The 26,016-nt window shown below is 39.9% G+C and carries 23 protein-coding genes; 10 read left to right on the top strand and 13 right to left on the bottom strand.

Annotated elements, in window-relative coordinates:
* Nucleotides 1-12 precede the first annotated feature (12 nt).
* The 4 genes from I6E78_RS04340 to I6E78_RS04355 all read left to right on the top strand — a co-directional run bounded on the left by I6E78_RS04340 (nucleotide 13) and on the right by I6E78_RS04355 (nucleotide 2,651).
* Entirely contained in the window at nucleotides 13-294 is a 282-nt protein-coding gene (locus I6E78_RS04340) for a lipopolysaccharide assembly protein LapA domain-containing protein (protein ID WP_011328107.1), read from the top strand.
* Between the two features lie 2 nt (nucleotides 295-296).
* On the top strand, nucleotides 297-1,433 hold the full coding sequence (lapB, locus tag I6E78_RS04345) for a lipopolysaccharide assembly protein LapB (protein WP_197182034.1): 1,137 nt from the start codon (nucleotides 297-299) through the stop codon (nucleotides 1,431-1,433).
* 45 nt (nucleotides 1,434-1,478) lie between these two features.
* On the top strand, nucleotides 1,479-2,183 hold the full coding sequence (gene pyrF / locus I6E78_RS04350; RefSeq protein ID WP_197182035.1) for an orotidine-5'-phosphate decarboxylase: 705 nt from the start codon (nucleotides 1,479-1,481) through the stop codon (nucleotides 2,181-2,183).
* A gap of 93 nt (nucleotides 2,184-2,276) precedes the next feature.
* A complete protein-coding gene (locus I6E78_RS04355; protein ID WP_197182036.1) occupies nucleotides 2,277-2,651 on the top strand; it encodes a hypothetical protein in 375 nt (124 codons plus the stop codon).
* A 64-nt stretch (nucleotides 2,652-2,715) separates the two neighbouring features.
* On the opposite strand, the gene I6E78_RS04360 is transcribed toward I6E78_RS04355, so the two are convergent.
* Both I6E78_RS04360 and I6E78_RS04365 read right to left on the bottom strand, forming a co-directional pair.
* Nucleotides 2,716-3,546, bottom strand: coding sequence for a CvfB family protein (locus tag I6E78_RS04360; protein ID WP_058373336.1), 831 nt, complete (start codon nucleotides 3,544-3,546; stop codon nucleotides 2,716-2,718).
* A 2-nt stretch (nucleotides 3,547-3,548) separates the two neighbouring features.
* Nucleotides 3,549-4,871 (bottom strand): DEAD/DEAH box helicase, encoded by a 1,323-nt coding sequence (locus tag I6E78_RS04365; protein WP_197182086.1) that lies wholly within the window; start codon nucleotides 4,869-4,871, stop codon nucleotides 3,549-3,551.
* 197 nt (nucleotides 4,872-5,068) lie between these two features.
* Here I6E78_RS04365 and trhO point away from each other — a divergent pair, with 197 nt between their 5' ends.
* The 3 genes from trhO to I6E78_RS04380 all read left to right on the top strand — a co-directional run bounded on the left by trhO (nucleotide 5,069) and on the right by I6E78_RS04380 (nucleotide 8,847).
* A complete protein-coding gene (trhO, locus tag I6E78_RS04370; RefSeq protein ID WP_058373338.1) occupies nucleotides 5,069-6,076 on the top strand; it encodes an oxygen-dependent tRNA uridine(34) hydroxylase TrhO in 1,008 nt (335 codons plus the stop codon).
* Between the two features lie 157 nt (nucleotides 6,077-6,233).
* Complete coding sequence (locus I6E78_RS04375; RefSeq protein WP_058373339.1) at nucleotides 6,234-8,129, top strand: putative nucleotidyltransferase substrate binding domain-containing protein; 1,896 nt, start codon at nucleotides 6,234-6,236, stop codon at nucleotides 8,127-8,129.
* Nucleotides 8,130-8,136: 7 nt separating this feature from the next.
* The gene (locus I6E78_RS04380) at nucleotides 8,137-8,847 is read left to right on the top strand and encodes a 3'-5' exonuclease (RefSeq protein ID WP_197182037.1); all 711 of its coding nucleotides are present in this window, start codon (nucleotides 8,137-8,139) and stop codon (nucleotides 8,845-8,847) included.
* Nucleotides 8,848-8,937: 90 nt separating this feature from the next.
* Here I6E78_RS04380 and I6E78_RS04385 read toward each other — a convergent pair whose 3' ends face one another.
* A complete protein-coding gene (locus I6E78_RS04385; protein WP_058373341.1) occupies nucleotides 8,938-10,518 on the bottom strand; it encodes a BCCT family transporter in 1,581 nt (526 codons plus the stop codon).
* 809 nt (nucleotides 10,519-11,327) lie between these two features.
* Between I6E78_RS04385 and egtB the strand changes: the two genes are divergently transcribed.
* Nucleotides 11,328-12,602 carry an ergothioneine biosynthesis protein EgtB gene (gene egtB / locus I6E78_RS04390; protein WP_058373342.1) on the top strand — a complete coding sequence of 425 codons (1,275 nt, stop codon included), beginning with the start codon at nucleotides 11,328-11,330 and terminating at the stop codon, nucleotides 12,600-12,602.
* Entirely contained in the window at nucleotides 12,599-13,558 is a 960-nt protein-coding gene (gene egtD, locus I6E78_RS04395) for an L-histidine N(alpha)-methyltransferase (protein ID WP_197182038.1), read from the top strand. Before egtB ends, egtD begins: the two co-directional genes overlap by 4 nt.
* Before the next feature lie 4 nt (nucleotides 13,559-13,562).
* On the opposite strand, the gene I6E78_RS04400 is transcribed toward egtD, so the two are convergent.
* From I6E78_RS04400 to pxpB, 5 genes are all read right to left on the bottom strand, one after another.
* A complete protein-coding gene (locus tag I6E78_RS04400; protein ID WP_058374563.1) occupies nucleotides 13,563-14,402 on the bottom strand; it encodes a PhzF family phenazine biosynthesis isomerase in 840 nt (279 codons plus the stop codon).
* A complete protein-coding gene (gene asnB, locus I6E78_RS04405; RefSeq protein WP_058373344.1) occupies nucleotides 14,386-16,059 on the bottom strand; it encodes an asparagine synthase B in 1,674 nt (557 codons plus the stop codon). Before asnB ends, I6E78_RS04400 begins: the two co-directional genes overlap by 17 nt.
* 157 nt (nucleotides 16,060-16,216) lie before the next feature.
* Nucleotides 16,217-16,885 (bottom strand): pyroglutamyl-peptidase I, encoded by a 669-nt coding sequence (gene pcp / locus I6E78_RS04410; protein ID WP_083497510.1) that lies wholly within the window; start codon nucleotides 16,883-16,885, stop codon nucleotides 16,217-16,219.
* Nucleotides 16,886-16,993: 108 nt separating this feature from the next.
* Complete coding sequence (locus I6E78_RS04415; RefSeq protein WP_197182039.1) at nucleotides 16,994-17,932, bottom strand: biotin-dependent carboxyltransferase family protein; 939 nt, start codon at nucleotides 17,930-17,932, stop codon at nucleotides 16,994-16,996.
* A complete protein-coding gene (gene pxpB, locus I6E78_RS04420; protein WP_086996106.1) occupies nucleotides 17,929-18,591 on the bottom strand; it encodes a 5-oxoprolinase subunit PxpB in 663 nt (220 codons plus the stop codon). The genes I6E78_RS04415 and pxpB overlap by 4 nt, the downstream gene beginning before the upstream one ends.
* Before the next feature lie 251 nt (nucleotides 18,592-18,842).
* Between pxpB and msrA the strand changes: the two genes are divergently transcribed.
* A complete protein-coding gene (gene msrA / locus I6E78_RS04425; protein ID WP_011328124.1) occupies nucleotides 18,843-20,126 on the top strand; it encodes a peptide-methionine (S)-S-oxide reductase MsrA in 1,284 nt (427 codons plus the stop codon).
* Nucleotides 20,127-20,453: 327 nt separating this feature from the next.
* Here msrA and I6E78_RS04430 read toward each other — a convergent pair whose 3' ends face one another.
* From I6E78_RS04430 to I6E78_RS04450, 5 genes are all read right to left on the bottom strand, one after another.
* Nucleotides 20,454-21,347, bottom strand: coding sequence for a LysR substrate-binding domain-containing protein (locus I6E78_RS04430; protein ID WP_011328125.1), 894 nt, complete (start codon nucleotides 21,345-21,347; stop codon nucleotides 20,454-20,456).
* A gap of 298 nt (nucleotides 21,348-21,645) precedes the next feature.
* Nucleotides 21,646-22,302: a 3-oxoacid CoA-transferase subunit B gene (locus I6E78_RS04435; protein WP_011328126.1), complete on the bottom strand. Its 657-nt coding sequence runs from the start codon at nucleotides 22,300-22,302 to the stop codon at nucleotides 21,646-21,648.
* Nucleotides 22,303-22,319: 17 nt separating this feature from the next.
* Nucleotides 22,320-23,018, bottom strand: a complete 699-nt coding sequence (locus I6E78_RS04440) for a CoA transferase subunit A (RefSeq protein ID WP_011328127.1) — start codon at nucleotides 23,016-23,018, stop codon at nucleotides 22,320-22,322.
* 92 nt (nucleotides 23,019-23,110) lie between these two features.
* Nucleotides 23,111-24,007, bottom strand: a complete 897-nt coding sequence (locus tag I6E78_RS04445) for a hydroxymethylglutaryl-CoA lyase (protein WP_086996119.1) — start codon at nucleotides 24,005-24,007, stop codon at nucleotides 23,111-23,113.
* A complete protein-coding gene (locus I6E78_RS04450) occupies nucleotides 24,007-26,010 on the bottom strand; it encodes an acetyl/propionyl/methylcrotonyl-CoA carboxylase subunit alpha (protein WP_197182040.1) in 2,004 nt (667 codons plus the stop codon). The genes I6E78_RS04445 and I6E78_RS04450 overlap by 1 nt, the downstream gene beginning before the upstream one ends.
* Between the last annotated feature and the right edge of the window lie 6 nt (nucleotides 26,011-26,016).

Genomic DNA, 26,016 nt, shown 5'->3' on the forward strand with positions numbered 1-26,016 from the left:
GGAGTAGGGTACTTGTTTAAGGTATTAAAAATTATTCTGGTTGCACTTTGCTTGATCAGTGCATTTGTATTGGGTTCTCAAAATCCACAATTAGTACAAATAAACTATATTATAGCCAGCAATACATTGCCTTTAGCCGTTATAATAAGTATTTGCTTTTTATTAGGTGTTGTAATTGGTTGTTTTGTAAGCTTTAAATTGTTTTCACAACTTAAGTGGCAAAATTATCGTTTAAAAAAACAGTTAGCACCTGAACAAAATAAAAAAAAGCCTGCTGCTGATAAAGACTCATAATTATGATTGAGCTGTTATTTTTACTACTTCCTGTGGCTGCCGGTTACGGCTGGATAATGGGAAAAAACAGTGCTAAAAATCAAGCTCATCAATTTAATCGGCAGATCACCTCTGAATATAGTAAAGGCTTAAAGTTTTTACTCGACAGGGAAGAAGATCAAGGCCTTGAACATTTAATTAATTTACTAGAAGTTGCAGCTGACTCGGTTGAACATTATTCAACGCTTGCAACTATGTTTCGCCGCAGAGGTGAGCTAGACCGCGCGATAAAAATTCACGAACTCCTTTTAAAACACCCAAGCTTAAATGAGCAACAAGCTGCTGCCAGTCGTTTAGAATTAGCAGAAGATTATGTTATGGCTGGGCTATTAGATAGTGCCGAAGAGCATTTAGTTTGGCTTGTTAAAATGGACCACAGTGAAGCATTAGATCCTATTATCACTCTATATTCGCAAACCCGAGAGTGGCAAAAAGGGATTAATATGTTTGAAGCGCATAGTGAATTATTTTCAAAAGAACAACACTTTAAAGCCATAGCTAACTTTTACTGTGAGCTGGCGTTAAGTGATAATAACCCCTCATTAATGCGCAAAGCCATTAGTTTGAATCATAAAGCGATACGTCCTTTATATGAACTTGGTTTGTCTGCATATACTAAAGAAGACTACGTAAAAGCAATTTACTATTGGCGCGAATTAATTTGCCAATTTACATTTTTTGCTCCCTTATTTGTCGACAAATTAGCACATTGCTATAAGCATCTAAATTTAACTCATCAATTTCATCAGCTGATCAGTGAGTTACTCGACAAAGGTGGCGTGCTAATAAAAATACAACATTGCCAAGCTTTATTAGAGCAAGGTAATACAGAGCAAGCTTTTGAATTTTTAACTGATAGCTTAAAGCGCCAACCAACCATACGCGGGTTTAGTTTTTTATTACAACTAATGGGCGCTCAAGATAAAAACACTAAAGATGTGCTCGACCAAATAGATAAACTGGTCACCTCTTATATTGCCACCAAACCAGACTTTCAATGTCAGCATTGTGGCTTTACTAGTTATACAATTTATTGGAATTGTCCTTCTTGCAAGCATTGGGAAACTACTGTACCAAGCAAGGGCCTAGACGGATTTTAATCTTTTAGTTTTCAAATAACACTTTCGCTATAAAGTAGGATAGTTATGCCTTTCGAAAAATCAAAAAAAATTCTTATTGCACTCGATTACGATGATCAGCAAGCCGCTTTAGACTTTGTAAAACAGCTATCACCCGATTCATGTCGCCTTAAAGTAGGTAAAGAAATGTTTACTTACTTTGGCCCTGCATTTGTAAAAGAGTTAATTGATTTAGGTTTTGATGTGTTTTTAGATTTAAAATTTCATGATATTCCTAATACAGTGGCAAAAGCAGTGACTGCGGCGGCAAAAATGGGTGTATGGATGGTTAATGTACATGCAAGTGGTGGCTTTGAGATGATGAGCAAAGCTAAACAAGCACTAGCTCCATTTGGCGATAAAGCCCCATTATTAATTGCTGTTACCGTGCTAACGAGTATGGATGAGACAGAGTTAAAGCGTTTAGGCGTAGAAAAAACACCACAAGAGCAAGTTATTTATTTAGCGAAGCTGGCAAAAGAAGCGGGGCTTGATGGTGTTGTTTGCTCTGCTCAAGAAGCACAACAATTAAAAGCAGAGTTAGGCGCAGGCTTTAAGCTAGTAACGCCTGGTATTCGCCCAGTAGGAAGTGATGCCGGCGATCAAAAACGCATTATGACTCCTAAACAAGCTATAGATGCAGGTAGCGATTACTTGGTGATCGGACGTCCAATTACTCAAGCAGACAATCCTGTTGCTGTTTTAGAAGATGTTAATAAATCCATAGAATGATTTAACAAAAATTCAGACTTTATTGCCAGAACCCTTGCGAGATGTTTGTTTTATGTTACATTAATAAAATCAAAATGCAGTAAGGGTTTTATTTTGAGACTAATGTTAGGTTCTATAGTGATTATTGTTGCTGGATTTTCAGTAAACAAATATGTTTTTTCTAGTAAAGTGTATGATGGAGTAACCACAGTTACGGATATTGTTGCTGTATATCCCGTAAATATATTCGATTTTAAACAAACAATGCAAAATTACGCATATCACCTTTGTTATAAAAATGAGGATAGATTAAGTCAGCAGCATGTATCTACAAATGAATGTGTAGATAGCCATGATAGCCTTAAACGAGAGTGTGAAGATAAAGTGTTTCGTTTAGCGCCATTAAATTTACAAAATAAAGAAGACGTACTCAATTACTCTAAGCAATATACACAATGTACTTTGCCGTATAAATATATTATTGGGTAGTGAAAGGTTAGTTATAAGCGCAAAGTGCAGCACTTAGGCTACACTCAACGCATAATAATAAATATTATTTTAAGCGAATGGATTTCGCTTCAATTTCTATCAATCCTAGTTTAAATAATCCACCAATTGCCTTTTTATAATTAGCTTTACTGGTCGAAAATATTTTCTTAATTGTTTCAGGATCTGACTTATCGCCTAAAGCAATAACGCCACCTTCCTCTTTTAGCTTCTCCATTATAACATCGCCAAGGTTACTAACTTTAGCCATACCTGGTTTCTCTAAAACAACGTCAATTTTGCCATCTTCACGTACTTTTTGAATAAAGCCTTTTAATTTTTGCCCTACAAATAAGCTTTTAAATACCATATTGTAAAAAATAACACCAAAGTGAGATTCTTCAATAAGGACTTTGTAACCAATGTCTGTTTTGCCGGCTATGATCAAATCGACTTCTTGTAAATGAGTATATTGCGGCTCATCTTTAGATAAAAAACGATTAAAGTTGTTTGATGCACAAATACGCTTACTGGCATTATCTAGGTACAAACGCACTAAATACGAATGGCCTTCTTGCATACGCGGTTTTTGCTCATTAAACGGCGCTAGTACATCTTTTTCTAAGCCCCAATCTAAAAAGGCACCAATACTATTAATTTCTTTAACACGCAGTAGGGCATATTCACCTACTTGTGCATGAGGCTTTTTAATTGTTGCTGTAGGTAAATTAGCATTATCTAAAAATATAAATACGCTAATGCTATCACCAGCTTCAAGCTCATGTTTTATTTCTTGTTTTGGTAAAAATACTTCGCCTAAATCGTGGCCGTCTAGGTAAGCACCTTCGTTACTAACTTCTTTTACAAATAAGGTTTGTGTGGTTCCAAGGTAACTCATAATTATTCCTGTTCAGGCTTTTTTCTGCGGCGCATAGGAGTATCGCCATCAATATTAATAGGGGCTTTAATGGGAGCTGATGGTTTTTTAGGCTTAGCTTTGCGTTTAAACACTGGCTTTTTAGCTGCTACTGTTTTTTCTGTGGCTAAAACTGTAACTGGTTTCTTTTCTTTAATCCCTTTAAATTTAGCTTTTAAGCCATCAACGCTATCAAACTTTAATTCATCATTTAAGAATGCTTTAATTGCTAAATAACTTGGCCAATCTTTAGGGCCTACTAACGACAGTGCGCTGCCTTTAAAACCAGCACGACCTGTTCGCCCAATACGGTGAACATATTCTTCAGCGTGTTTAGGTAAATCAAAATTTATAACATGGGTAACACTGAGTAAATCTAAGCCACGTGACGCAACATCTGTGGTTATTAATATTTTGAAGTTTTCACGGCTAAACGCATCCATAATATCGAGGCGCTTATTTTGTGCTAAATCACCCGCTAACGGCTGTGCTTTAAAACCTTTAGCGCAAAGCGCTTCGCTCAAACGGCTGGTATCTGCACGGGTAGCTGTAAATATAATACATTGGCCAACATCGTCTTGATTCAAAAAGTGCTCAAGCAAGGCTTCTTTATGATCAAGATGATCAGCAAGGTACAAGCTTTGTTTAATATCTGAATGTTGCTCGTTTGCAGCGCTGAGCATTATTTGCTTAGGCTTTTTTAATAAGTTGCGCGACAGTGCATCTACTTGTGCATGATCCAGCGTAGCCGAAAACAATAATGTTTGGCGCAGGCGATGGTCGGCCAAGTCATTTATCATTTTAAGCTGTTCGGTAAAGCCTAAATCTAGGATGCGGTCTGCTTCATCAAAAATAAGCAGCTCAAGGCCGCTCAATTGTAACGTACGCTTTGTAAGGTGATCGGCTAGACGACCTGGTGTTGCAACTACAAACTGCGGATCGTTTCTCAGCGCTTTAATTTGGTCATTAAAATTTTCGCCGCCGAGTATTTTTACGGCTTTAATGTTTGTACCTGCGATTAATAAACGCAATTGTGTAAATACTTGCGTAGCAAGCTCACGTGTTGGAGCAACAATAAGTACCCGAGGATCGCGTTTACTGAGTGCTTTTTGTTTCATTACTCGTTGAACAGCGGGTAATAAAAACGCCAAGGTTTTGCCTGACCCTGTTTTAGACTGGGCGAAAATGTCATGCCCTGCAAGTGCTGTAGGCACTGCATGTGCTTGAATGTCGGTAGGCTGGGTGATCCCTTGATGTGCTAGTTGTGTTTCAAGGCGATTATCAATCCCAAGATCAGTAAAGTGCAAGGTGTGTTTCTCCAAAATGAGCAAGTTATATCTTTAATTCTATCGGCGCATTATAGCCCACAGAGGCGTATGGCTAACAGTAAAATGCAAATTATAAGGCTAATTTTTGCATTTAATCACAAAATGCGTAAAATACGCGCCCAAGATGCGCCGGATTTACGATTCGGTATATATTAAAAAGCAAAATAGGAATAAATATGACGGCTGTTCATAAAGATAATTTAACCAGCGAGCACTTTATAGTGTGTGCACTGTATAAATTTGTAGCATTACCTGAGTTTGAAGCGCTTAGAAAACCATTACTAGATGTAATGGAGGCAAATGAAGTTCGCGGTACTTTACTAATCGCCTCTGAGGGTATTAATGGTACGGTTTCAGCTAAACGTGCTGGCATAGATAATCTTCTCAAATGGCTTGAACAACAGCCAAGCCTTGATAACATTGTTACTAAAGAATCTTACGATGACGAATGCCCATTTTACCGTACTAAAGTAAAACTAAAAAAAGAAATTGTGACTATGGGGGTTGAGGGCATCGATCCGCTAAAAGTAGTGGGTAGTTATGTTAAGCCAAATGAATGGAATGCATTAATTTCAGACCCAGATGTGATACTTATAGATACCCGCAACGATTACGAAATTGAAATAGGTACTTTTCAAAACGCGGTTGATCCTAACACCAAAACATTCCGTGAATTTCCGCAGTGGGCTAAAGAAAACCTTGATCCAAGCAAGCATAAAAAAGTAGCTATGTTTTGTACTGGCGGTATCCGCTGTGAAAAATCAACAGCGTATATGAAAGAGCAGGGCTTTGATGAAGTGTATCACCTTGAAGGCGGCATTTTAAAATACCTTGAAGAAGTACCAAAAGATGAAACCATGTGGGAAGGCGAATGTTTTGTATTTGATAATCGCGTAGCGGTTAATCATGACTTGCAAAAAGGCTCGTATGACCAATGTCATGCGTGTCGTATGCCGATCACCGAAGACGAAAAGTTAAAAGCTGAATATATGGAAGGCGTGTCGTGTCATCATTGTATTGATAATGTAAGTGATGAGCAGAGAGAACGTTTTGCTGAGCGTCAAAAGCAAATAGAGCTTGCACAAGCGCGTGGCGAAGGCCATATTGGTAATGAGGCTCAGGCTATTTTACAGCAACGTAAAGAGGCTAAAAACGCTAAAAAACAAGCCCAGCGTAGTAAATAATATTTTATTAAATTAATTTAAAAAGAGTCTTTATTGACTCTTTTTTTGTATCCACTGTATGTTTTAACCTAAGATTGATAATGTTAGCCTTTAGGTAATACCAATTACACTAACTTAGTATAAAACACATCATAATATCGCTATGTAGGAAGCAACTATGCAAGCCGAACAAATAGAAATAGCGCAGTTTTTAGCACAACATCCTCCTTTTAACGATTTACCCACTAAAGCACTGAATGAGCTGGCGCAACAAGTTGAAGTTGCATACTTTAGAGCGCAAACAGAAATTTTACAGTTAGGCCAAGATATTGCCGACTTGTACGTTATAAGAAGCGGCTCGGTAGAAATGTATCGTCGTAATGGCGAGCTTTATAATCGTTTAGCTGTGGGTGGAATATTTGGCCAAATGGGCCTATTGATGAACCGCAAAGTGCGCTTTCCGGCCACTGCACTTGAAGACACGTTGGTTTATTGTATTAATGTTGAATTGTTTAATCGTTATTGCGATGAGTTTGATGCATTTGCTGATTACTTTGAAACCGACGGCAATGTACGTTTGCACCAAGCTATTGTTGAGCAAGCCGATAGTAACGATTTAACGACAGCAAAAGTAAAGTCGCTTATTCATCGCGATGTAGTGACAGTATTAACCACTTCTACGGTGCAAGATGTTGCCAAATTAATGAGTGAAGAAGCGGTTTCATCAGTACTGGTTACAGATATAAATAAGCCCGTTAACGACGATCCGGAAGAAGATGATGGCCAAGTAGTTGGCATAATTACCGACCGAGATTTACGTAATAAAGTGGTTGCCCCAGGGCTGTCGTTTGACACTCAAGCACAGCATATTATGTCTACTAACTTAGTGATTTTAGATGCTAATGCCTACGTTTTCGAAGCTGTATTAGCTATGTTAAGAGACAGCCTACATCATTTGCCGGTAGTGCAAAAACGCAGGCCGATTGGGGTAATATCACTGTCTGATATTTTACGTTACGAGTCGCAAAGTAGCTTGTTATTAGTGCGTGGTATTTTGGCCCAGCAATCAGTGGAAGACTTAACCCATTATGCCCGCCAGTTACCTAATGTATTTGTGCGTATGGTTAACGAAGATGCAAACTCTCACATGGTTGGTACAGCCATGGCAGTGATTGGCCGTACTTTTAAGCAAAGGCTATTAATATTAGCTGAAGAAAAGTATGGACCAGCTCCCGTGCCTTATTGTTTTATTGCTTTAGGCTCCATGGCACGCGATGAGCAACTTATAGTAACGGATCAAGATAATGCGCTTATTTTAGATGACAGTTACAACGATGAGTTGCATAACGAATACTTTCAAAATATTGCAGACTTTGTTTGCGATGGTTTAGCACAATGCGGCTACACCTATTGTGATGGCGAAATTATGGCGTCATTCAAAAAGTGGCGTAAAACTCGCTCTCAGTGGTTTGAGCAATTTGCAGATTGGATAGCGAAACCAAAGCCACAAACGTTATTACACAGCTCTATATTTTTTGATTTGGACGGCGTTTGGGGTAAAACAAAATGGGCCGATGAGCTCAAAGTCTTTGTTGCTAAACAAAGCAAAGCAAATAGGGTGTTTTTGGCAAATATGGCTGCTAATGCGCGTAATCGAACGCCGCCTCTAGGGTTCTTTAAGGGATTTGTTTTAGAGCATAACGGCCAGCATAAGCACTCAATGAACTTAAAACGCCGTGGTACCGCACCACTTTCTGATGTAATACGGGTGCATGCATTAGCGATTGGTTCACGAAAACAAAACTCGTTTGACCGCCTTGAGGATATAATTGCTGCAAAAAGCTTACCCGAGGGTAAAGCACAAGATTTACGTGATGCACTGGAATATATAGCTATGATGCGAATTCGTCATCAAGCATTACAAATAGAACAAGGTGAAGAACCCGACAATAATTTAGATCCGCATCAACTTTCACCGTTTGAGCAGCGTAATTTAAAAGAGGCTTTTGCGATTCTTGAAAAAGCGCAAAATTATCTAAAATTTAGCTTTATTTCTAATACGAGTGTGAAGTGATTTTTCTATGAGCAAGCAAAAGCAAGCAATAGTTGACTGGCCGCTTAGGTATCAGCAATTAGCAAATGGCAGTGAAAATGCATTGTTACAGCAGTTTTATGCATCGGCTTTTAATCAGCCAGGTGCCGCAATAGCTGATGTGCCATTTGTAGCGATGGACTTTGAAACCACCGGCTTAGATAGCGAAGCAGATGACATAGTGAGTGTGGGTTTAGTGCCTTTTAACTTACAGCGAATATACTGCAAGCACAGCCGCCATTGGGTAGTACAACCGCGCAGAAACTTACATGAAGAATCTATAATCATTCATGGTATTACGCACTCAGAGGTTGATGATGCACCAGACTTTAATCGTATTATTGAGCCATTGCTTGCCGCGCTAAGCGGTAAAGTAGTGGTGGTACATTATGCAGCAATAGAGCGGCCATTTTTAAATAATGCGTTGTTACTTAGGCTGCACGAAGGCATAGAGTTTGCGTTAGTTGATACTATGGATATTGAAAAAAGAGCATTAACAGCACGCCAGGGCTTAATAGGGCGGCTATTTAACTCTAAAATAGGCTCGTTACGATTAAACGATTGTCGTAAGCGCTACTCACTCCCTGCGTATAATAATCATAATGCCTTAACAGATGCATTGGCCACAGCTGAGTTGTTACAAGCGCAGCTGAGTCATCATTATCGCTTAGATACGCCGATAGATGATTTGTGGATATAAACTTTATTTTATAGCTATAAAAAACGCCGCATAATTTGCGGCGTTTTTATTAGTACTTTTTATAGTTACCAGTAAGGGTAAAAAGTACGGTTACTTTTTAGTACGAGGTTCAGTACGTAAGCCCAACACTAAGCTTAAACACATAAACAACAATACAATAGTAAAAGGTAATCCGGCAGATATAGCGCCAGCTTGCAGCGCTTGTATAGCTTCAGTACCACCTATCCAAAGTAGTGCGGCAGCTACCGCACCTTGGGTCACAGCCCAAAAGATACGTTGTGGTACAGGTGCATCAATTTTGCCACCAGCGGTGATCGAATCAATTACCAATGAACCAGAATCCGATGACGTAATAAAAAACACCAATACTAAAATAATCGCTACAAACGATAAAATGTTAGACAAAGGTAATGCATCAAACATTTGGAACATAGCAAGTGGTACTTCAGTAAGGCCGTTAGTACCTAGCTCACCTACATTATTAACCACCTGATCAATAGCAATACCGCCGTATATAGACATCCACAAAATAGTAACAGCAGTAGGCACTAGTAATACCGCAATTAAAAATTCACGTATAGTACGACCACGAGAAACACGCGCAATAAACATACCTACAAACGGTGACCAGGAAATCCACCACGCCCAGTACGATACAGTCCAGCCGTGCATCCAGGTTTCATCTTCACGACCATGAGGATTACTTAAAGGAATAATATTTTCTACATAGCCCATTATGGTAGTAGGAACATTACCTATAGCAACAGCAAAGCCAACTAAAAATACAAACACAAGTAAAACCAAGGCAATTAACATATTGGCATTACTAAGTACTTTTACTCCGCCATCAATCCCTCTAACTACCGAAATAATAGCTAAAAGTGAAACCCCAATAATAACTAAAATTTGTGAACCAACACCGCCAGAGGTACCAAATACATGATCTATACCTGCAGAGGCTTGTTGTGCTCCTAACCCTAGTGAAGTTGCAAGACCAAAGAGTGTTGCAAGCACAGCTAAAATGTCGATAAGGTGGCCAGGCCATCCCCACGCTCTATCACCTAAAATAGGATAAAAAATAGAACGAATAGATAGTGGTAAGCCTTTGTTATAAGTAAAGAATGCAAGTGAAAGTGCGACAACTGCATAAATAGCCCACGGATGCAGACCCCAATGGAACATAGTTGCGCCCATTGCTAGTTTTGCAGCCTCTGGTGTATTAGGAGCTACATTTAAAGGTGTTTCAAACCAGCCAGTATAATAAGCAAGCGGTTCTGCTACACCCCAAAACATTAGGCCAATACCCATACCTGCAGCAAATAACATAGCTAACCATGATAGGCGAGAGTGAGTAGGTACTGCATCATCTCCCCCTAAACGTATTTTACCGTAAGGCGATACAATTAGTGCTAAACAAAAAATAACGAAAAAGTTAGCAGCCCACATAAATAAGGCGTCAAAGTTATTAATAATATCTGTTTTTATACTATCAAGTGCAGACTTAGCTGTTTGTGGATCGGTAACTAAAATAGCGATCAAAAAGATGACAATCAGACCAGCACTTATGCCGAAAACAGAGTTATGTATATCTAACCCCCATTTTTGTACGTTGTCTTGACCTACGGTATAGTCCGTACTATCAATACTATATTTGTCATGCTCTTCGCTCATGCAATACCTCATTTGTTGTTCTAACCCTGGATGTTACCCAGTGTCGTAATTAATTATATTAGTCTTGTAATTATATTAGTTTAAACACAAATAATTAGAAGACTAACTAATCTGATTTTTGATCATTAACTTTACTAGTGTATGAGTTAAATACTAAATGTAAATGATTTTGTATTTAGACTGCTGATATTATAGTCAAAATGGTGATATTTGTTGCTTTTAAGTATAAAAAACAAACACTCTCTAACTTGTTAAATTAGTTTACTATTTACTAGGGCCTGTTGATCTTTCAAGGTTAAATTTGCAGCAGTGTGTTTGGTATTAAGGCAAGGCAGAGCCTATGTGGTGTGGTTATTCCCCATAAATAGGCGATAACGCAGCATCAATGCCAAACATACGCTGCCCGAAGGGTTCTGCCTAGGAGCGATTGACTCTTTGTTGCCTACATGGATGTAGGTAAGGGGCGTGAGCAGGACGCGGAAGCTTTGCTCGGTTTTTACTTAGCCCACTAGGTTACAAATCTCGCGCCGCGATTAAATCGCCCCTAGTTTGAACAAATTTTAATCCGCAAAGGCCAACAGGCCCTAATACATATACGAGAACACTTATAAATCAGCGCATATTATCCGAGAATAGAATTATAAAAACACATAGGTAAATAATTACTGTCACGAAGTATGTAAATACTAATAAGCTGCTAATTAAAGGTGCCTAATATAACCGCACCTTTAATCTAGGAATACTTAGTATATGATTTAACATTAGGTTATATTTTAACAGTAAAGTAGTTAAAGGAGTAAATTGCGACTATGACTAATGATATTAAACATTTAGTTGGAAAAAATGAGCTTAGTGATCATTTTAAATCGGTACGTAAATATAGCCTATCACTCATTAGTGCGTTAAGTGCAGAAGACTGTCAATTACAAGTAATGGCCGATGTAAGCCCAAGTAAATGGCATCTTGGGCATACCAGTTGGTTTTTTGAAACATTTTTACTTGGCATTCATAGCCGTAATTACAAAGTATTTAACCCTGAGTTTAAAATATTATTTAATTCTTACTACAACGGAATTGGTGAGCAATTTAAGCGGGGTAACAGAGGAAGCCTATCGAGGCCGAGTCTTGATGACGTAATAGCATACAGACGATATGTTGATGAGGCCGTTATTAGCGTGTTAAATACTGCAATAACCCCAGAAATAGAGCAAATAATTACTCTTGGCCTAAATCATGAGCAACAACACCAAGAGCTAATGTTGATGGATATTAAGTATAACTTTTCTATTAACCCAATATTTCCTGCGTACCAATCACTAAAGCCAACTCAAATACCAAACCAGCAATCCAGTGCCGCTATAAAATTTATAAACTTTGACCAAGCAATTATAAATATAGGGAGCAATGCTGAAAACCAATTTGCCTACGATAACGAACAACCGAAACACCCGGTGCTGGTTCATCCATTTAGCTTTGCTAATAGATTAGTGACTAATGCAGAGTATTTAGCCTTTATTAATAGCTCTGGCTATAGCAACCCGCAACATTGGCTAAGTGATGGCTGGGCACATATACAGGCTAATAATTTAACACAGCCATTGTATTGGTATTATATAAACGGGGAGTGGTTTGAGTTTACCCATTACGGACTATTACCCCTTAACTTAGCCGCGCCGGTTTGTCATGTTAGTTACTATGAGGCCAGCGCTTATGCAAGTTTTGTTAATGCACGCCTGCCTACAGAGTTTGAATGGGAATATGCAGCCCAACAACACGCACCAAGCAATACAACACATTCGTCACTTTTATTGCCAAATATGGCCGATAGTAGCGCTGCTATTGGGCAGCTTACAGATAGCTGCTGGCAATGGACAAACAGTGCTTATTTACCTTACCCTGGTTTTAAGCCAATTGCAGGCGTGGCAGGAGAGTACAATGGTAAGTTTATGAGCAATCAAACGGTATTACGTGGCGGTTGTGTGCTTACTCCTGCAAATCATTTACGTACAACCTACAGAAACTTTTATTATCCCCATCAAGCCTGGATGTGTAGTGGTATAAGACTCGCTAAGGATAAAATATGAGCCAAATGACAACAGTAAAGCAGTGCAATATAAATACCACTATAAGCAACTGTGAATTTTTAACGGATGTAATAAGTGGCTTAACTCAGCAACAAAAATCACTCCCCTGTAAATATTTTTATGACGACAAAGGGGCAGCACTATTTGAGCAAATAACAAGGCTGCAAGAGTATTACGTAACCCGTACCGAGCTGGCTATTTTAGAAAGGCACTCAAAAGAGATTGCACAAATCCTACCTGAAAATCTATCAATAATAGAGCCCGGTTGTGGTTCAGGAAAAAAAATAGCCCACTTATTAGCTCATATGAGCAAAGTGAAAACGTTTGTGCCGTTCGAAATATCTACAGAAATGCTTAACTATTCATTAGCGCATTTATCGCCGTTATTGGGCGACTTTACCGATAGCGCAATAGTTAAGCAGCTTATTAAAGAAACCGCCCTCGATAGCCAAACTAATTTAGTGTACTTCCCAGGCTCCACCATAGGTAATTTTAACACGCTTAAAGCCATTGAAATAATGAGAAACTTTCAGCATTTATGTGGTGTAAATGGCTATGTTTTAATTGGGATTGACTTGGTAAAGCAGCGGCAAGTGCTGTTAGATGCATACGACGATAAACTCGGTGTAACCGCTGCATTTAATAAAAACTTATTACAAAGAATCAATAACGAACTAAATGGGTCATTTAATTTAGCTAATTTTAAGCATGAATCACGTTATAACGAGCAGCATAACCGTATAGAAATGCACTTAGTGAGCCTTTGCGATCAAGCAGTAATAATTAATAACCAACAAATTAATTTTAAACAAGGTGAGAGTATTCATACCGAAAACTCTCATAAGTACACGCTAGAATCGTTTAAACAGCTTGCTGCACAAGCAAACTTAAGTTTAGAGCAAACATGGCAAGACGATAATAACTACTTTGCATTATGCCTGTTAAGGCCGCTATAATTTATTAGTAAATAACAACTTGGTTGTTGTTAAATTTATAGTTTAACAACGCGCCATTAGGTGATTGCTGTATAAGCGTAACTTTATTTAAACCGTATAGTCTAAATAATAATGGCGCAATAACCGATACTGCTGAACCCGTTGCAGTATCTTCGTTTACACCAAACTGCGGGGCAAAGTATCTAAAATGTGCAGTGGCATTTTGTGCTTGGGTATTTTGTACTGTTAGCGCAATAACCGCATTTTTATGCAGCTGGCTTAGGGCTTTAAAATCAACATGTAAGCGTGTTAAATCGTCTTGTGCATTGAACAATAACAAGGTGTAACCGTTTTTATTGGCACTGCTGTACGCGGCTTTTATTGATAATGAAAACACTCGCTGTAATTTACGGTAGCAGGGGGATTCTATCGACTCAATACTTGCTAATACTAGCTGAGCTTGTTGCCTTTTAATTTTTATTTTAAAACGCTCATTACATCCTGTAATAAATACCTGTGGGCAATAAAAAAAATAATTAAGTAAAAAGTTAGCTGCGGCTAAAGTGCCATGCCCACAGCGTTTAATTTCGCTTGTTTGGTTAAACCAGCGAATTTTACAATAAGGTTTAGTTATCTCATTTTTATTTAAAAATACAGTCGCAGGGTGATTCGATTTTGACGCAATATATTGCATTAATTTAGAGGTTAAGCCCTTTTTATAAATAACAATTAAAGCACTTGAACCGGCTAAGTTAGCTGTGTGGTTATAAAAAACAGCTTGGGACGATGTGAGTGTTATAAAGCGCCACTTAAGCCATGCTGGCTTGTGTGGCGCTAAACAAATTCGCTTAGCTTTTGCTAGCATACGCATCGTTATGAATGAGCGCAGCACGCCCAGAAGGGTCAGCATTGTTTTGAAACGACGCATCCCATGCCAGCGCTTCAGGTGTTGAACACGCTACCGATTTGCCATAAGGTACACATTTAGCGGCGGCATCACCAGGAAAGTGAGACTCAAAAATAGCGCGGTAAAAATATGCTTCTTTAGAGTCGGGGGTATTTATAGGGTATTTAAACTTTGCATTGGCAAGCTCTTGATCGCTTACTTGCTCGTTTACAAACTCTTTTAAGGTATCAATCCAGTTATAACCTACACCGTCTGAAAACTGCTCTTTTTGACGCCACAACACTTCCTCTGGTAAATAACCTGCAAAGCCTTCACGTAAAATATGCTTTTCTATTTTGCCCTCTGTACACATTTTAGCTTGTGGGTTAATACGCATTGCCACATCCACAAACTCTTTATCTAAAAATGGTACGCGTGCTTCAACTCCCCATGCTGCCATCGACTTATTGGCACGTAGGCAATCAAACATATGCAGTTTAGATACTTTACGGTTAAGCTCTTCATGAAACTCTTGTGCATTCGGCGCTTTATGAAAATACAAATAGCCACCAAACAGTTCATCTGCTCCTTCGCCAGATAGCACCATTTTAATACCCATGGCTTTAATTTGTCGGGCCATTAAATACATAGGCGTAGAGGCGCGAATAGTGGTTACATCGTAGGTCTCTATGTGATAAATCACTTCGCGCAGAGCATCAATACCTTGCTCAATAGTAAATATAATAGGGTGATGAATAGTGCCTATCATATCGGCTACTTTTTTAGCCGCCGCTAAATCGGGTGAGCCTTCAAGACCAACTGAAAAAGAATGCAACTTAGGCCACCATGCATCGCTTTCGTCGTTATCTTCAATTCGTTTTGCCGCAAAACGCTGGGTTATAGCCGATATAAGCGACGAGTCTAAGCCACCAGAGAGCAATACGCCGTAAGGCACGTCGCACATAAGCTGGCGTTTAACGGCAGCCTCTAGTGCGCTTTTAACATCTTCGGCCTTTGCGCTGTTATTTTTAACGGCATCAAAGCTTTGCCAATCGCGTTTGTAATAAGCTTTAAGCTCGCCATCTTTACTGCTTAGGTAATGCCCAGGCGGAAATTCTTCAATGTGCTTACAAATTGGTGAAAGGGCTTTTAGCTCTGAGGCCACGTAAAAGTTACCGTGTTCATCGTGTCCGGTGTAAAGCGGAATAATACCAATATGATCGCGGCCAATAAGGTAACTGTCATTTTCTTCATCGTATAAACAAAAGGCAAAAATGCCATTTAAGTCATCTAAAAAGTCGGCACCTTTTTGTTTGTAAAGCGCTAAAATAACTTCGCAGTCAGATTCTGTTTGAAAGATAAAATCGGTGGTTAAATTAGCCGCTAATTCTTTATGATTATAAATTTCACCGTTTACCGCTAAAATATGTGTTTTTTCTGGATTATATAAAGGCTGTGCACCGCTAGAAACCCCTACAATAGCTAAGCGTTCATGTACTAAAACTGCTTTCTTCGATGCATAAACACCTGACCAATCAGGGCCACGGTGCCTTAATAACTTCGACATTTCGATGGCTTGCGTACGTAACTGCGCGGGATCAGATTTAATATCTAACACCCCAAAAATTGAACACATAGACTACCCCTCATTCTTGTTTTTATGTGTATTGCAAAGCAAAATAGCCCTGCGACTCACCTTTGTTTTAGCAGAATTAATAACGTAAGTCACACCGCATTTACAAAATAATAAGAATAATTTATGCACCAATATAGCCCGTATTGCACCAAAATGATTAATGTGTGGTGCCGGTTGCTATTTTTACATCGCGCTCATTACTCAAAGCTTCGGCTATCATTACTTTTAGCGCATTTATTACCACTTCTTCACTCATGCTTGGTGCGCCATTGTGGTGCACAGCTTGGCTTGGCAAATAAGGAATATGAATAAAGCCGCCTTTCATTTTTGTATAGTTTTCGTTTATATAATGCAGCAAACCATACATCACATGGTTACACACATAAGTACCGGCAGTATTAGAAATGGCCGCCGGAATATCGCTTTCATGTAAGGTGCTTAACATGCGTTTTATTGGTAAATTGCTAAAATAAGCATCGGGGCCATTTTTTGCAATTGGGGTATCAATAGGTTGCTTACCGGCATTATCTCTAATGCGCGCGTCGTCTATATTAATCGCAATGCGCTCTATAGATATTTCGCTGCGTCCACCGCCTTGGCCAACACATAAAACTATCGCCGGATTATGCGCTTCTATCGCGTGGTGTAGTTGTGCAATAGAGGTATTAAACTCACACGATAATTCAATAGCGCATACTCTATGCTTCATTATTATATGGTCGTCGAGTTTTTGCACTGCTTGCCAAGAGGGGTTTATGGTTTCGCCATCAAAAGGAGCAAAACCGGTAATTAACACGCACGCCATAGGGTAAGTTGATTTAGTCATTGAACACCACGCTATACATTAAATAATATTAACGGCGAGTAAGGTTACTGCCGTAGGAATTTGTACTTTTATTACACGGTATCTACCTTTAAATCGAGCATAACCTCTTTATTTTTTATTATTGCTATTATTTAGTGCCAAACTGAGCTGATATAAATGAGCATTTTGTTTATGTTGGGCTGTGCGTGCTTGCTCTAAGGTTACATACTCAAATTCTATATTATCGGCTGCTCTAAACTGTGCAAATTGATGTAAGTCAGCACTGATCACTGTACCTAGTAGCGGATAGCCACCGGTAGTTTGGGCATCATTAAGTAATACTATGGGCTCTCCGTTGGGGGGCAATTGTATGCTCCCTGGGTTTACAGCCACAGAAGGTAATGAATGTGTGTGCATCAGATTATCTGTATTATTTACTAACCTTACGCCCATTCTATTACTGTTAGGGCTGGCTTTAAATTTACCCGAAGTAAAGCTATGCAAAAGTGTTTTACCTAATAACTTTGCGTACGGGCTAGGGTGCAAGCGGATAATTTTACGTTGCGGTGGAGCAATAGCCCCCATTTTTATAAAAGGGCCATTAAAAGGCTTAATTGGAATGCAGTCACCACTGCTGAGTGCTTTGCCATCGAGCCCACCAAAGCATGCATTTAAATCAGTTGCTCGAGAGCCCATTATTAGTGGGCACTGCACGCCGTCTTTTACTGCAATATATGCTCTTAACCCCGCTCGTCCTGTGGCAAAGCTTAATACTTGTTTATTTTTAATAGCGTATGTCCAACCTGGGTAAATCGGCTGTTCATCAAGCTTTGCCTGTAAATCAGCGCCTTGGATGGCAATGACAGTATCGCAGTTAAATTCAAGCTCACATAAGCCCACAGTTACTTCAAGCACCGCATCGTTGTCGTTATTACCAAGGAGTCGATTAGCTATTAATTGTGCACAGGGGTCTAAGCTGCCAGCTTTACTTACTCCTAAATGACGATAGCCAATTCGGCCAAAATCTTGAATAGTGAGTTGTACGCCTGGTTTTAGTACTTTTATCATGCGCCTGCTCCTTGGTTTTTTAGCGCTACAAACTCAAGGGTATCGCCTGGTTGCATTAAGCAAGGTTGCGAATGAGAGCTATTAAATAATGTGGTATTGGTATGGCCAATAATATGCCAGCCACCGGGAGTGTCGCTAGGGTAAATACCGGTTTGGGCAGCGCCAATAGCCACCGCACCTTTAGGTACTTTAATGCGAGGCTCAGCGCGCCTTGGGGTATGTAGGCGTGTATCTAAACCATGTAAATAGGCAAATCCGGGCTGAAAGCCTAAAAACAAAACGTGATACTGAGCTTTGCTATGTATACTAATTACCTCATCAATACTTAAATTATGAAAGCTGGCTACATAAGCAAGATCTTCACCCTCGTATAGGGTCTCTATTAAATGGTGTTTACCAGTAAAAGTACTGCTTTTAAGCTCATCCCATAACAATGGTAATGCCTCTAGCCATTTAGTTAAGCCCGCCGATGACTTTAAATACAAGGTGAGGGAATTCATTCCTGCAACTAAGTCGGTAAACTCTGCGGTGTTTTTACAGTGCGCAGCTAAAGCCCAAATTTTTTTTTGTATAGTTAATACATTGTTTGCGTCTAAATGTGCTGCATCTATCAATAAGCTATTGTTACTAAGTGCATAAATTATAGGAGCCGAACTCATAAAACAAACCTGTTAATACAACATGTTTCAAAGCTAACATAGTTCTATTGATTTATTTACATCATTGCGACCAGCAAAATGGATTAAGAGATAAAATATAAACCTTATAAGCCGCTCACTCGTATTTAATTACTTACCAAGTTGAAATAATAATTCAACAGGTAAGGTCTTTATTAAAGCCTGTTACTATTTTTTGTTAAAAATACATTCGCAACAGTAACCGGCCTTAGCATTTATTTAAGAGGTAGTTTATGTCGTATCAGGGTTTAATTTATTTATCTAGCGTTGCTATTTTATTTAGTGCAAGCAGTGTTGCTTTATCAATGGAAAAAGTAGTGCAAAGTAATGTTCAAGCGACTATGCACGTAGAAACACTAGTACTTGGCTCAGGTTGCTTTTGGGGCGCTGAAAAACGCTACGAAGCACTTAATGGTGTTATTGATGCTGAGTCAGGTTATGCCGATGGAAACGGCTTTAAAGCCACTTACAGCAATATAACCAGTCAATCACGTCGCTTTGACGAGGACAATTACGCCGAAGTTGTGCAAGTTACCTATAACAGCAATATTATTAGCGCAAAGGAGCTACTCGAAAACTACTTTGAAAGCCACGACCCAACACAAAAAAATCGCCAAGGTAACGATGTAGGCACTCAGTATCGCTCAATTATTTTAACTACCACCACTGAACAAGCGCAAGTAGCAAAGCAAGTTAAATCGCAATATCAACAACTGCTTACGCAAGCAGAGTACGGCACTATAGCCACTATTATTAAGCCACTTGACACTTTTTATGCAGCTGAAGAATATCATCAAAATTATTTAGAAAAAAATCAAAATGGCTATTGTCCCGATCACTCAACTGGCGTGGTGTTTAACAAAAAACCGCCCGAACAAGTAGATAACTCCGCTTTACTAATGGGTAAACAAATAGTGGTATTAGACTCACGCGAATACTGTCCATACTGTGAAAAATTTAAAAGCGCTGTAGCGAACGACTACAAAGGCAGTATTGCTATGAGCTTTCGCCACGCCGATCAACTCCAAGGTTTAACCATTAAGTCGGCAACCTGGGCAACCCCCACTATTTTATTTTTAGAAAATGGCACTGAAGTATACGGACGTCAAGGCTATGCAAGCCCAGAGGCGTTTTACAAAGCCCTTGGCGCATTTAAACTAGGCGATAGTGAAGCCTATAAAGTTGCATTTAATTCAAAAACCGATCGCGCTTATTGCAAAGAATACAAAATTTTTAAAAATACACCCGATGGCACCTTTGTCGATAAGCTCAGTGGCGAGCCGCTATTTGATACCCGCGATAGGTTTAACTCTGGAACTGGGTGGTTATCGTTTACGCATCCAATAAAAAGTAGCGTTACTGAGCATGACGACAGTAGCTGGGGAATGACTCGCATTGAGCTGCGCTCTAAAAGTACTGGCATACACTTAGGGCATTTATTCCCCGGGGAAGGCCCACGCGGTACAGACCGTTATTGTATAAATGCTACGGTTCTTGAATTTATACCAAGGGATTAAAAATACGTGAGATATACAAAAGCCCAGTAAACTTAACTTTTACTGGGCTTTTTAATTAAGGCTTTAGCTAAAAAGCAGTATTAAAGCCTAATTTATTTTTAGTAAATATTATGTGGATTGCCTAAAAATAAAAACAGTTCAAGCCAAGTCACCACCTAACTTGAACCGTTTTTTACACTGACAACATCTTACACACACAATATAAGATTCTTTTACCAGCTTAATTATCAAACCTTAAATTAAGCTGAAATACTTTCGATAGGTGAACTTTAGATTTATTGAGCATTAATCACAAACGATAAAAATACACCCAATGAGTGAAATAAATTAATCTATAGGTTTGGTTTGTGTATTTTTAAAAGTAGCTATAACCCACTTAGCAAATAAATCAAGCGGATGATTTACATTACTTGGCTCGTGTTGCACTAAATAGTACTTGTCTTTAGTGGTTAGCGGGCGCTCGAATAGCTTATATAACCAGAGTTCGTCTAGCCAGCTTTGGCTTATAGGCAGAGGAATAAGCGCAATACCCATACCTTGCTGCGCTGCTCGTGCTACACCAAACATGCTGTCAATTTGTATAATTTGGGTTGGTGAAAAGTCAACTATTCCAGCTTTCTCGGCCCACTGATGCCATGCCCAAGGGCGTGCTTTGTGTAATATAAGCGGCACTTGATTAAGGGCTTTACAATGATCATCCTTCCATTGTGCTAACAAATTTTTATTGCAAGCAGGTATATACTCTAAGTTAAACAGCTCTGTTACAACACCTTCGGTTGGCTTATTCGAGGACAGCACTATTGATAAGTCACTATGTCGGGTTAGCTCTTTACGGGTTTTAAGCGTATCCATTTGTAAATTAATATTAGGGTGCGCCGACGTCCATTCGCGCAATCTAGGCATTAGCAACTCGCTTGCAAAAAACTCAGGCAAGGTAATCGTTAAATTTGTATTTTGCTGCATTTGGCTAAATTCATTAATTGTGCTCTCAAGCGTACTAACTATTGGCGATATAGCTTCAAAAAAGTCCTTTCCAGCTGTAGTTAAACTAATCGAGCGGGTTTTACGCACAAAAAGCTCAATGCCAAGTTGTTCTTCTAGTTGTTTAATTTGATGGCTTACAGCCGAAGGCGTTAAATACAGCTCATTTGCTGCATGCTTAAAGCTTAAACTTCGTGCCGCGAAGCAAAATGAGCGAAGACCACGTATAGGAGTTTGCATGTTTTCCAATATAAAGTTGTTTGAGTCGCCTACATAAGGCAATAACTGAACCAATTATTAAAATCAATAATATCAGAAGGTTGAAACTTTTACTGCATTAAGTTCACAATAATGGTGCAACAAGGTAACAAGGTGGTGCAGGGCAGTTACAAGTTAGCGTAAAATTTCAGCTTCTTAAAATAATAATAAAACTTAGAAAAATAGGCAAAAAAAATCCCTCGTTAGAGGGATTTTGGGTAACTCAGCGCCATTGGCACTGGGAATGAGGTCGGTACAAGGTAAAGTTTAAACCTAGGGCTTAAAACACCATTTCTGGTACTTCACCGTCAACAAGTAATTTACCTGCTGTTTTACTAATAATTTCATCTACAGATACGCCCGGAGCGCGCTCTAACAGATGAAATGCGCCGTCTTTAACTTCTAGTACGGCTAAATCTGTAACTATTTTTTTAACGCAATTAACGCCGGTAAGCGGTAATGTGCAGGCCTCTAATAGCTTTGAGTCGCCATGCTTACTGGCGTGGGTCATGGTAACAATAATATTTTGCGCGCCTGCAACCAAGTCCATTGCGCCGCCCATGCCTTTAATTAACTTTTTAGGGATCATCCACGACGCTATGCTACCGTTTTGATCTACCTCAAAAGCGCCCAGAACTGTTAAGTCTACATGACCACCGCGTATCATGGCAAAACTATCTGCACTATTAAATATGGCTGCACCTTTCGCAGCTGTCACGGTTTCTTTACCCGCGTTAATCATATCGGCGTCTAGCTCTGCTTTAGTTGGGTATGGTCCCATGCCTAACAAGCCATTTTCGGACTGTAACATAACTTCAATATCGTCTGGAACATAGTTTGCGACGAGTGTCGGAATTCCTATGCCTAAATTAACGTAATAGCCATCTTTTAGCTCTTGTGCAACGCGCATTGCAACTTGTTCACGTGATAATGCCATAATATTAATGCTCCTGCTTAATCTCGTGTAGTAACACGCTCAATGCGTTTTTCAAAGTTGCCTTTAATAACGCGGTTTACATAAATGCCAGGGGTATGAATTTGGCTTGGCTCAAGTTCACCCGGCTCTACAATTTCTTCTACTTCGGCTACCGTAATTTTACCAGCAGTTGCGGCAAGTGGGTTAAAGTTCATTGCAGTGTGGCGAAACACTAAATTTCCGTAACGGTCGGCTTTCCATGCTTTAACAATAGCAAATTCACCGGTTATCGACTCTTCTAAAATATAAGGGCGACCATTAAATTCTTTTACATCTTTACCTTCGGCAACGGGCGTACCGTAACCTGTTGCGGTGTAAAACGCCGGAATACCTGCACCACCAGCACGCATTTTTTCTGCCAAAGTGCCTTGTGGTGTAAGCTCTACGTCAATTTCGCCACTGAGTAACTGTTGCTCAAATAGGGCATTTTCGCCAACGTATGAGGCAATTACTTTTTTAATTTGTTTGTCTTGTAATAAAATGCCCAAACCAAAGTCATCAACACCGCAGTTATTAGACACCACAGTTAGCTCTTTGGTTTTCATTTGCTTAATTTGTTTAATTAAGCCCTCAGGAATACCACATAAACCAAAACCACCGGCAATTACGGTATCGCCGTCTTTTAATCCTGCCATTGCAGCTTCGTAACTAGAAACTACCTTATCAAATCCGGCCATGAGTCACTCCTCATTGTGTGCTTAAATTGTTTAACTAACTATATGATAGTTAGTTAGTTTATAAATACTTTGTATAAAAATTATTGGGGATGTTATTTAGCATGCAATGCAATCGACACTTTACTTACGGGTTGTTTGCCAAGCGCTTTTGTTATTTGCCATCCTGCATCACTAAGCCTTTGTAAATCAATTGCGTGCTCAATGCCAAGCCCTTGCAGTAAGTAAACTACATCTTCGGTGGCAACATTTCCTGACGCCCCTTTAGCGTAAGGGCAACCACCAAGGCCTGCTACTGCCGCGTCAACCGTTGCTATACCTAAGTTTAGTGCCGCGTAAATATTTGTGAGCGCTTGGCCGTAAGTGTCGTGAAAATGCACTGCAAGCTGCGACTTATCAATGTGCTGTAATAGCAAAGTAAGTAACTCAGTTACCTTTTTAGCCGTGCCTACACCTATGGTATCGCCAAGGCTTATTTCATAACAGCCCAGTGCGAGTAGCTTTTGGCTAACATAAAGTACAGCTTGAGGGTCTATTTCGCCTTCATACGGGCAACCTAAAACACAACTTACATAGCCGCGTACTTTAATGTTATGCGCTTTGGCAAACTCCATAACGTCGCTAAAACGCTCAATACTTTGCTCAATACTGCAGTTAATGTTTTTTTGACAAAACGATTCGCTAGCCGCTGTAAATATGGCAAATTCTTTAATTCCAGCGGCATGCGCAGCTTGTGCGCCTTTTAAGTTAGGGGTTAACGCACTTAAGTTTACATCGGGCAAATTAAGAGCCGATATCACATCAGCTGAGTCTGCCATTTGCGGCACCCATTTAGGGGATACAAACGCACCGGCTTCAATGTCTTTTAAACCCGCAGCAGCAAGCGCGTTAATAAGCGCTACTTTGTCGGCAGTGGTTACTGCTTTTTCGTTTTGTAGGCCATCGCGCGCGCCTACTTCAACAATACGCACTTTTTGCGGAAAAACGCTCATTATGCGCCTCCCTCAGCAGGGTCACTTGCAACTGTCGTATCTTCAACTATAGCCAGTAACGCGCCATGGCTTACCAGTTCACCTTCGGCAAAACAATAGCTTTGTAAAATACCATCGTGCGGGGCGTTGAGCGTATATTCCATTTTCATCGCTTCAATAATAACCACAGGGTCACCTTTGGTAATACTACTGCCCAGCTCAACTAAGTGTTTTACTACCGTACCATTAAGTGGCGCAGCTAAAGGCAGGGCATCACTTTGGTGATCGCTAATATAGTGCTTATTTACTAGCTCTAGGCGAGTTTGTAGTGCTTTGTGCATTACGGTGATCACGCTATTAACGCGACTTACGTGGGCTGTGTGTTTTTCGCCGTTTATAAATACACTACAAAGGCCATTATTTAAACTGCCTTGAACATTAAATACGTGCTCATTATGGGTAATACTGTAGCCATTATTCGTTTTAACCGCATTAAGGGTTAAATCAACAAACGCAATTTTAACGCTTTGCGGTGCATTTAGAGCAAAGCCACTGAGTTGTTGCCAAGGGCTTGTATTTGGCGCTTTTTGAGTGCTAACTAGCTGCTCTAAATAAGTAAAGGCTGCAATAAGCTGGCTTGCTTGGCGCAGAGATTGATCAACCGCCACTAACGAATCGCCTTGCTCGGCAATAAAGTGAGTGCTAGGCGCGCCTTGTTTAAAGCTAGGGTGCACAGCTAAGTTATGTAAAAAGCCAATGTTAGTACTAAAGCCCGCTAAGTGAAATTGCTCAAGCGCGTGTTGTAAACGGCTCAGCGCTTGTTCGCGATTATCATCATGCACAATTAACTTGGCTATCATGGGGTCGTAATATGGGCTAATTTCGTCGCCGGCTGCAATGCCAGTATCAATACGCACAAACTCACTGTTTAGCGGAGTATAAAGTGCTTCAATTGTGCCTGAGCACGGAATAAACTCATTAGCAGGGTCTTCAGCGTAAATACGCGCTTCAAAGCTGTGGCCTTGCAATTTAATATCAGCTTGTTTGAATGGCAGTGTTTGCCCGCCGGCAATATTAATTTGCCACGTAACTAAGTCAACACCAGTAACCATTTCGGTAACCGGGTGCTCTACTTGCAGACGCGTGTTCATTTCCATAAAGAAGAACTCATCGCCACACAGTAAAAACTCAACTGTACCTGCACCGCGATAGTTTATTGCAAGAGCGCAACGCACCGCGGCTTCACCCATTTCTTTGCGCAACTCGTCTGATAAACCCGGGGCAGGGGCTTCTTCAATTACTTTTTGATGACGACGTTGCAACGAGCAGTCACGATCGCCTAAATAAACACAGTTACCGTGGTTATCGGCAAACACTTGTACTTCTACGTGGCGTGGTTGGTTAACGTAACGCTCTAGCAATACAAGGTCATTACCAAAACCAGCAACGGCTTCACGCTGTGCGCCTTCAAGTGCGCTAATAAATTCATTAGCATTATTTACCACGCGCATGCCTTTACCACCGCCACCAAATGCTGCTTTGATCAGTACCGGGTAGCCAATTTTTTCGGCCTCTGCTTGTAAAAAAGCAGGATCTTGCTTGTCGCCATAATAACCAGGTACTAATGGCACATTAGCCGCGGCCATAATTTCTTTAGCGCGCGTTTTAGAGCCCATAGCTTCAATGCTGCTTGCTGGTGGTCCAACAAATACAATATTATTTGCTTCACATGCGTTGGCAAACGTGCTGTTTTCAGACAAAAACCCATAACCAGGGTGAATACAATCTGCGCCGCTGTCTTTTGCTACTTGCAGTATTTTATCGGCAACTAAATACGAGTCTTTACTTGGCGCAGGGCCAATATGGTAGGCTTCGTCAGCCATTTTTACGTGCTGGGCGTGTTTATCAGCGTCTGAATACACAGCAACTGTGGTTAAGCCCATTAATTTAGCACTGCGCATTATTCTGCACGCTATTTCACCACGGTTAGCAATGAGTATTTTTTGTAATTTATTTACGTTCATAATTGA

Source organism: Pseudoalteromonas sp. NZS127 (assembly GCF_015864805.1).
GTDB lineage: Bacteria > Pseudomonadota > Gammaproteobacteria > Enterobacterales > Alteromonadaceae > Pseudoalteromonas > Pseudoalteromonas nigrifaciens.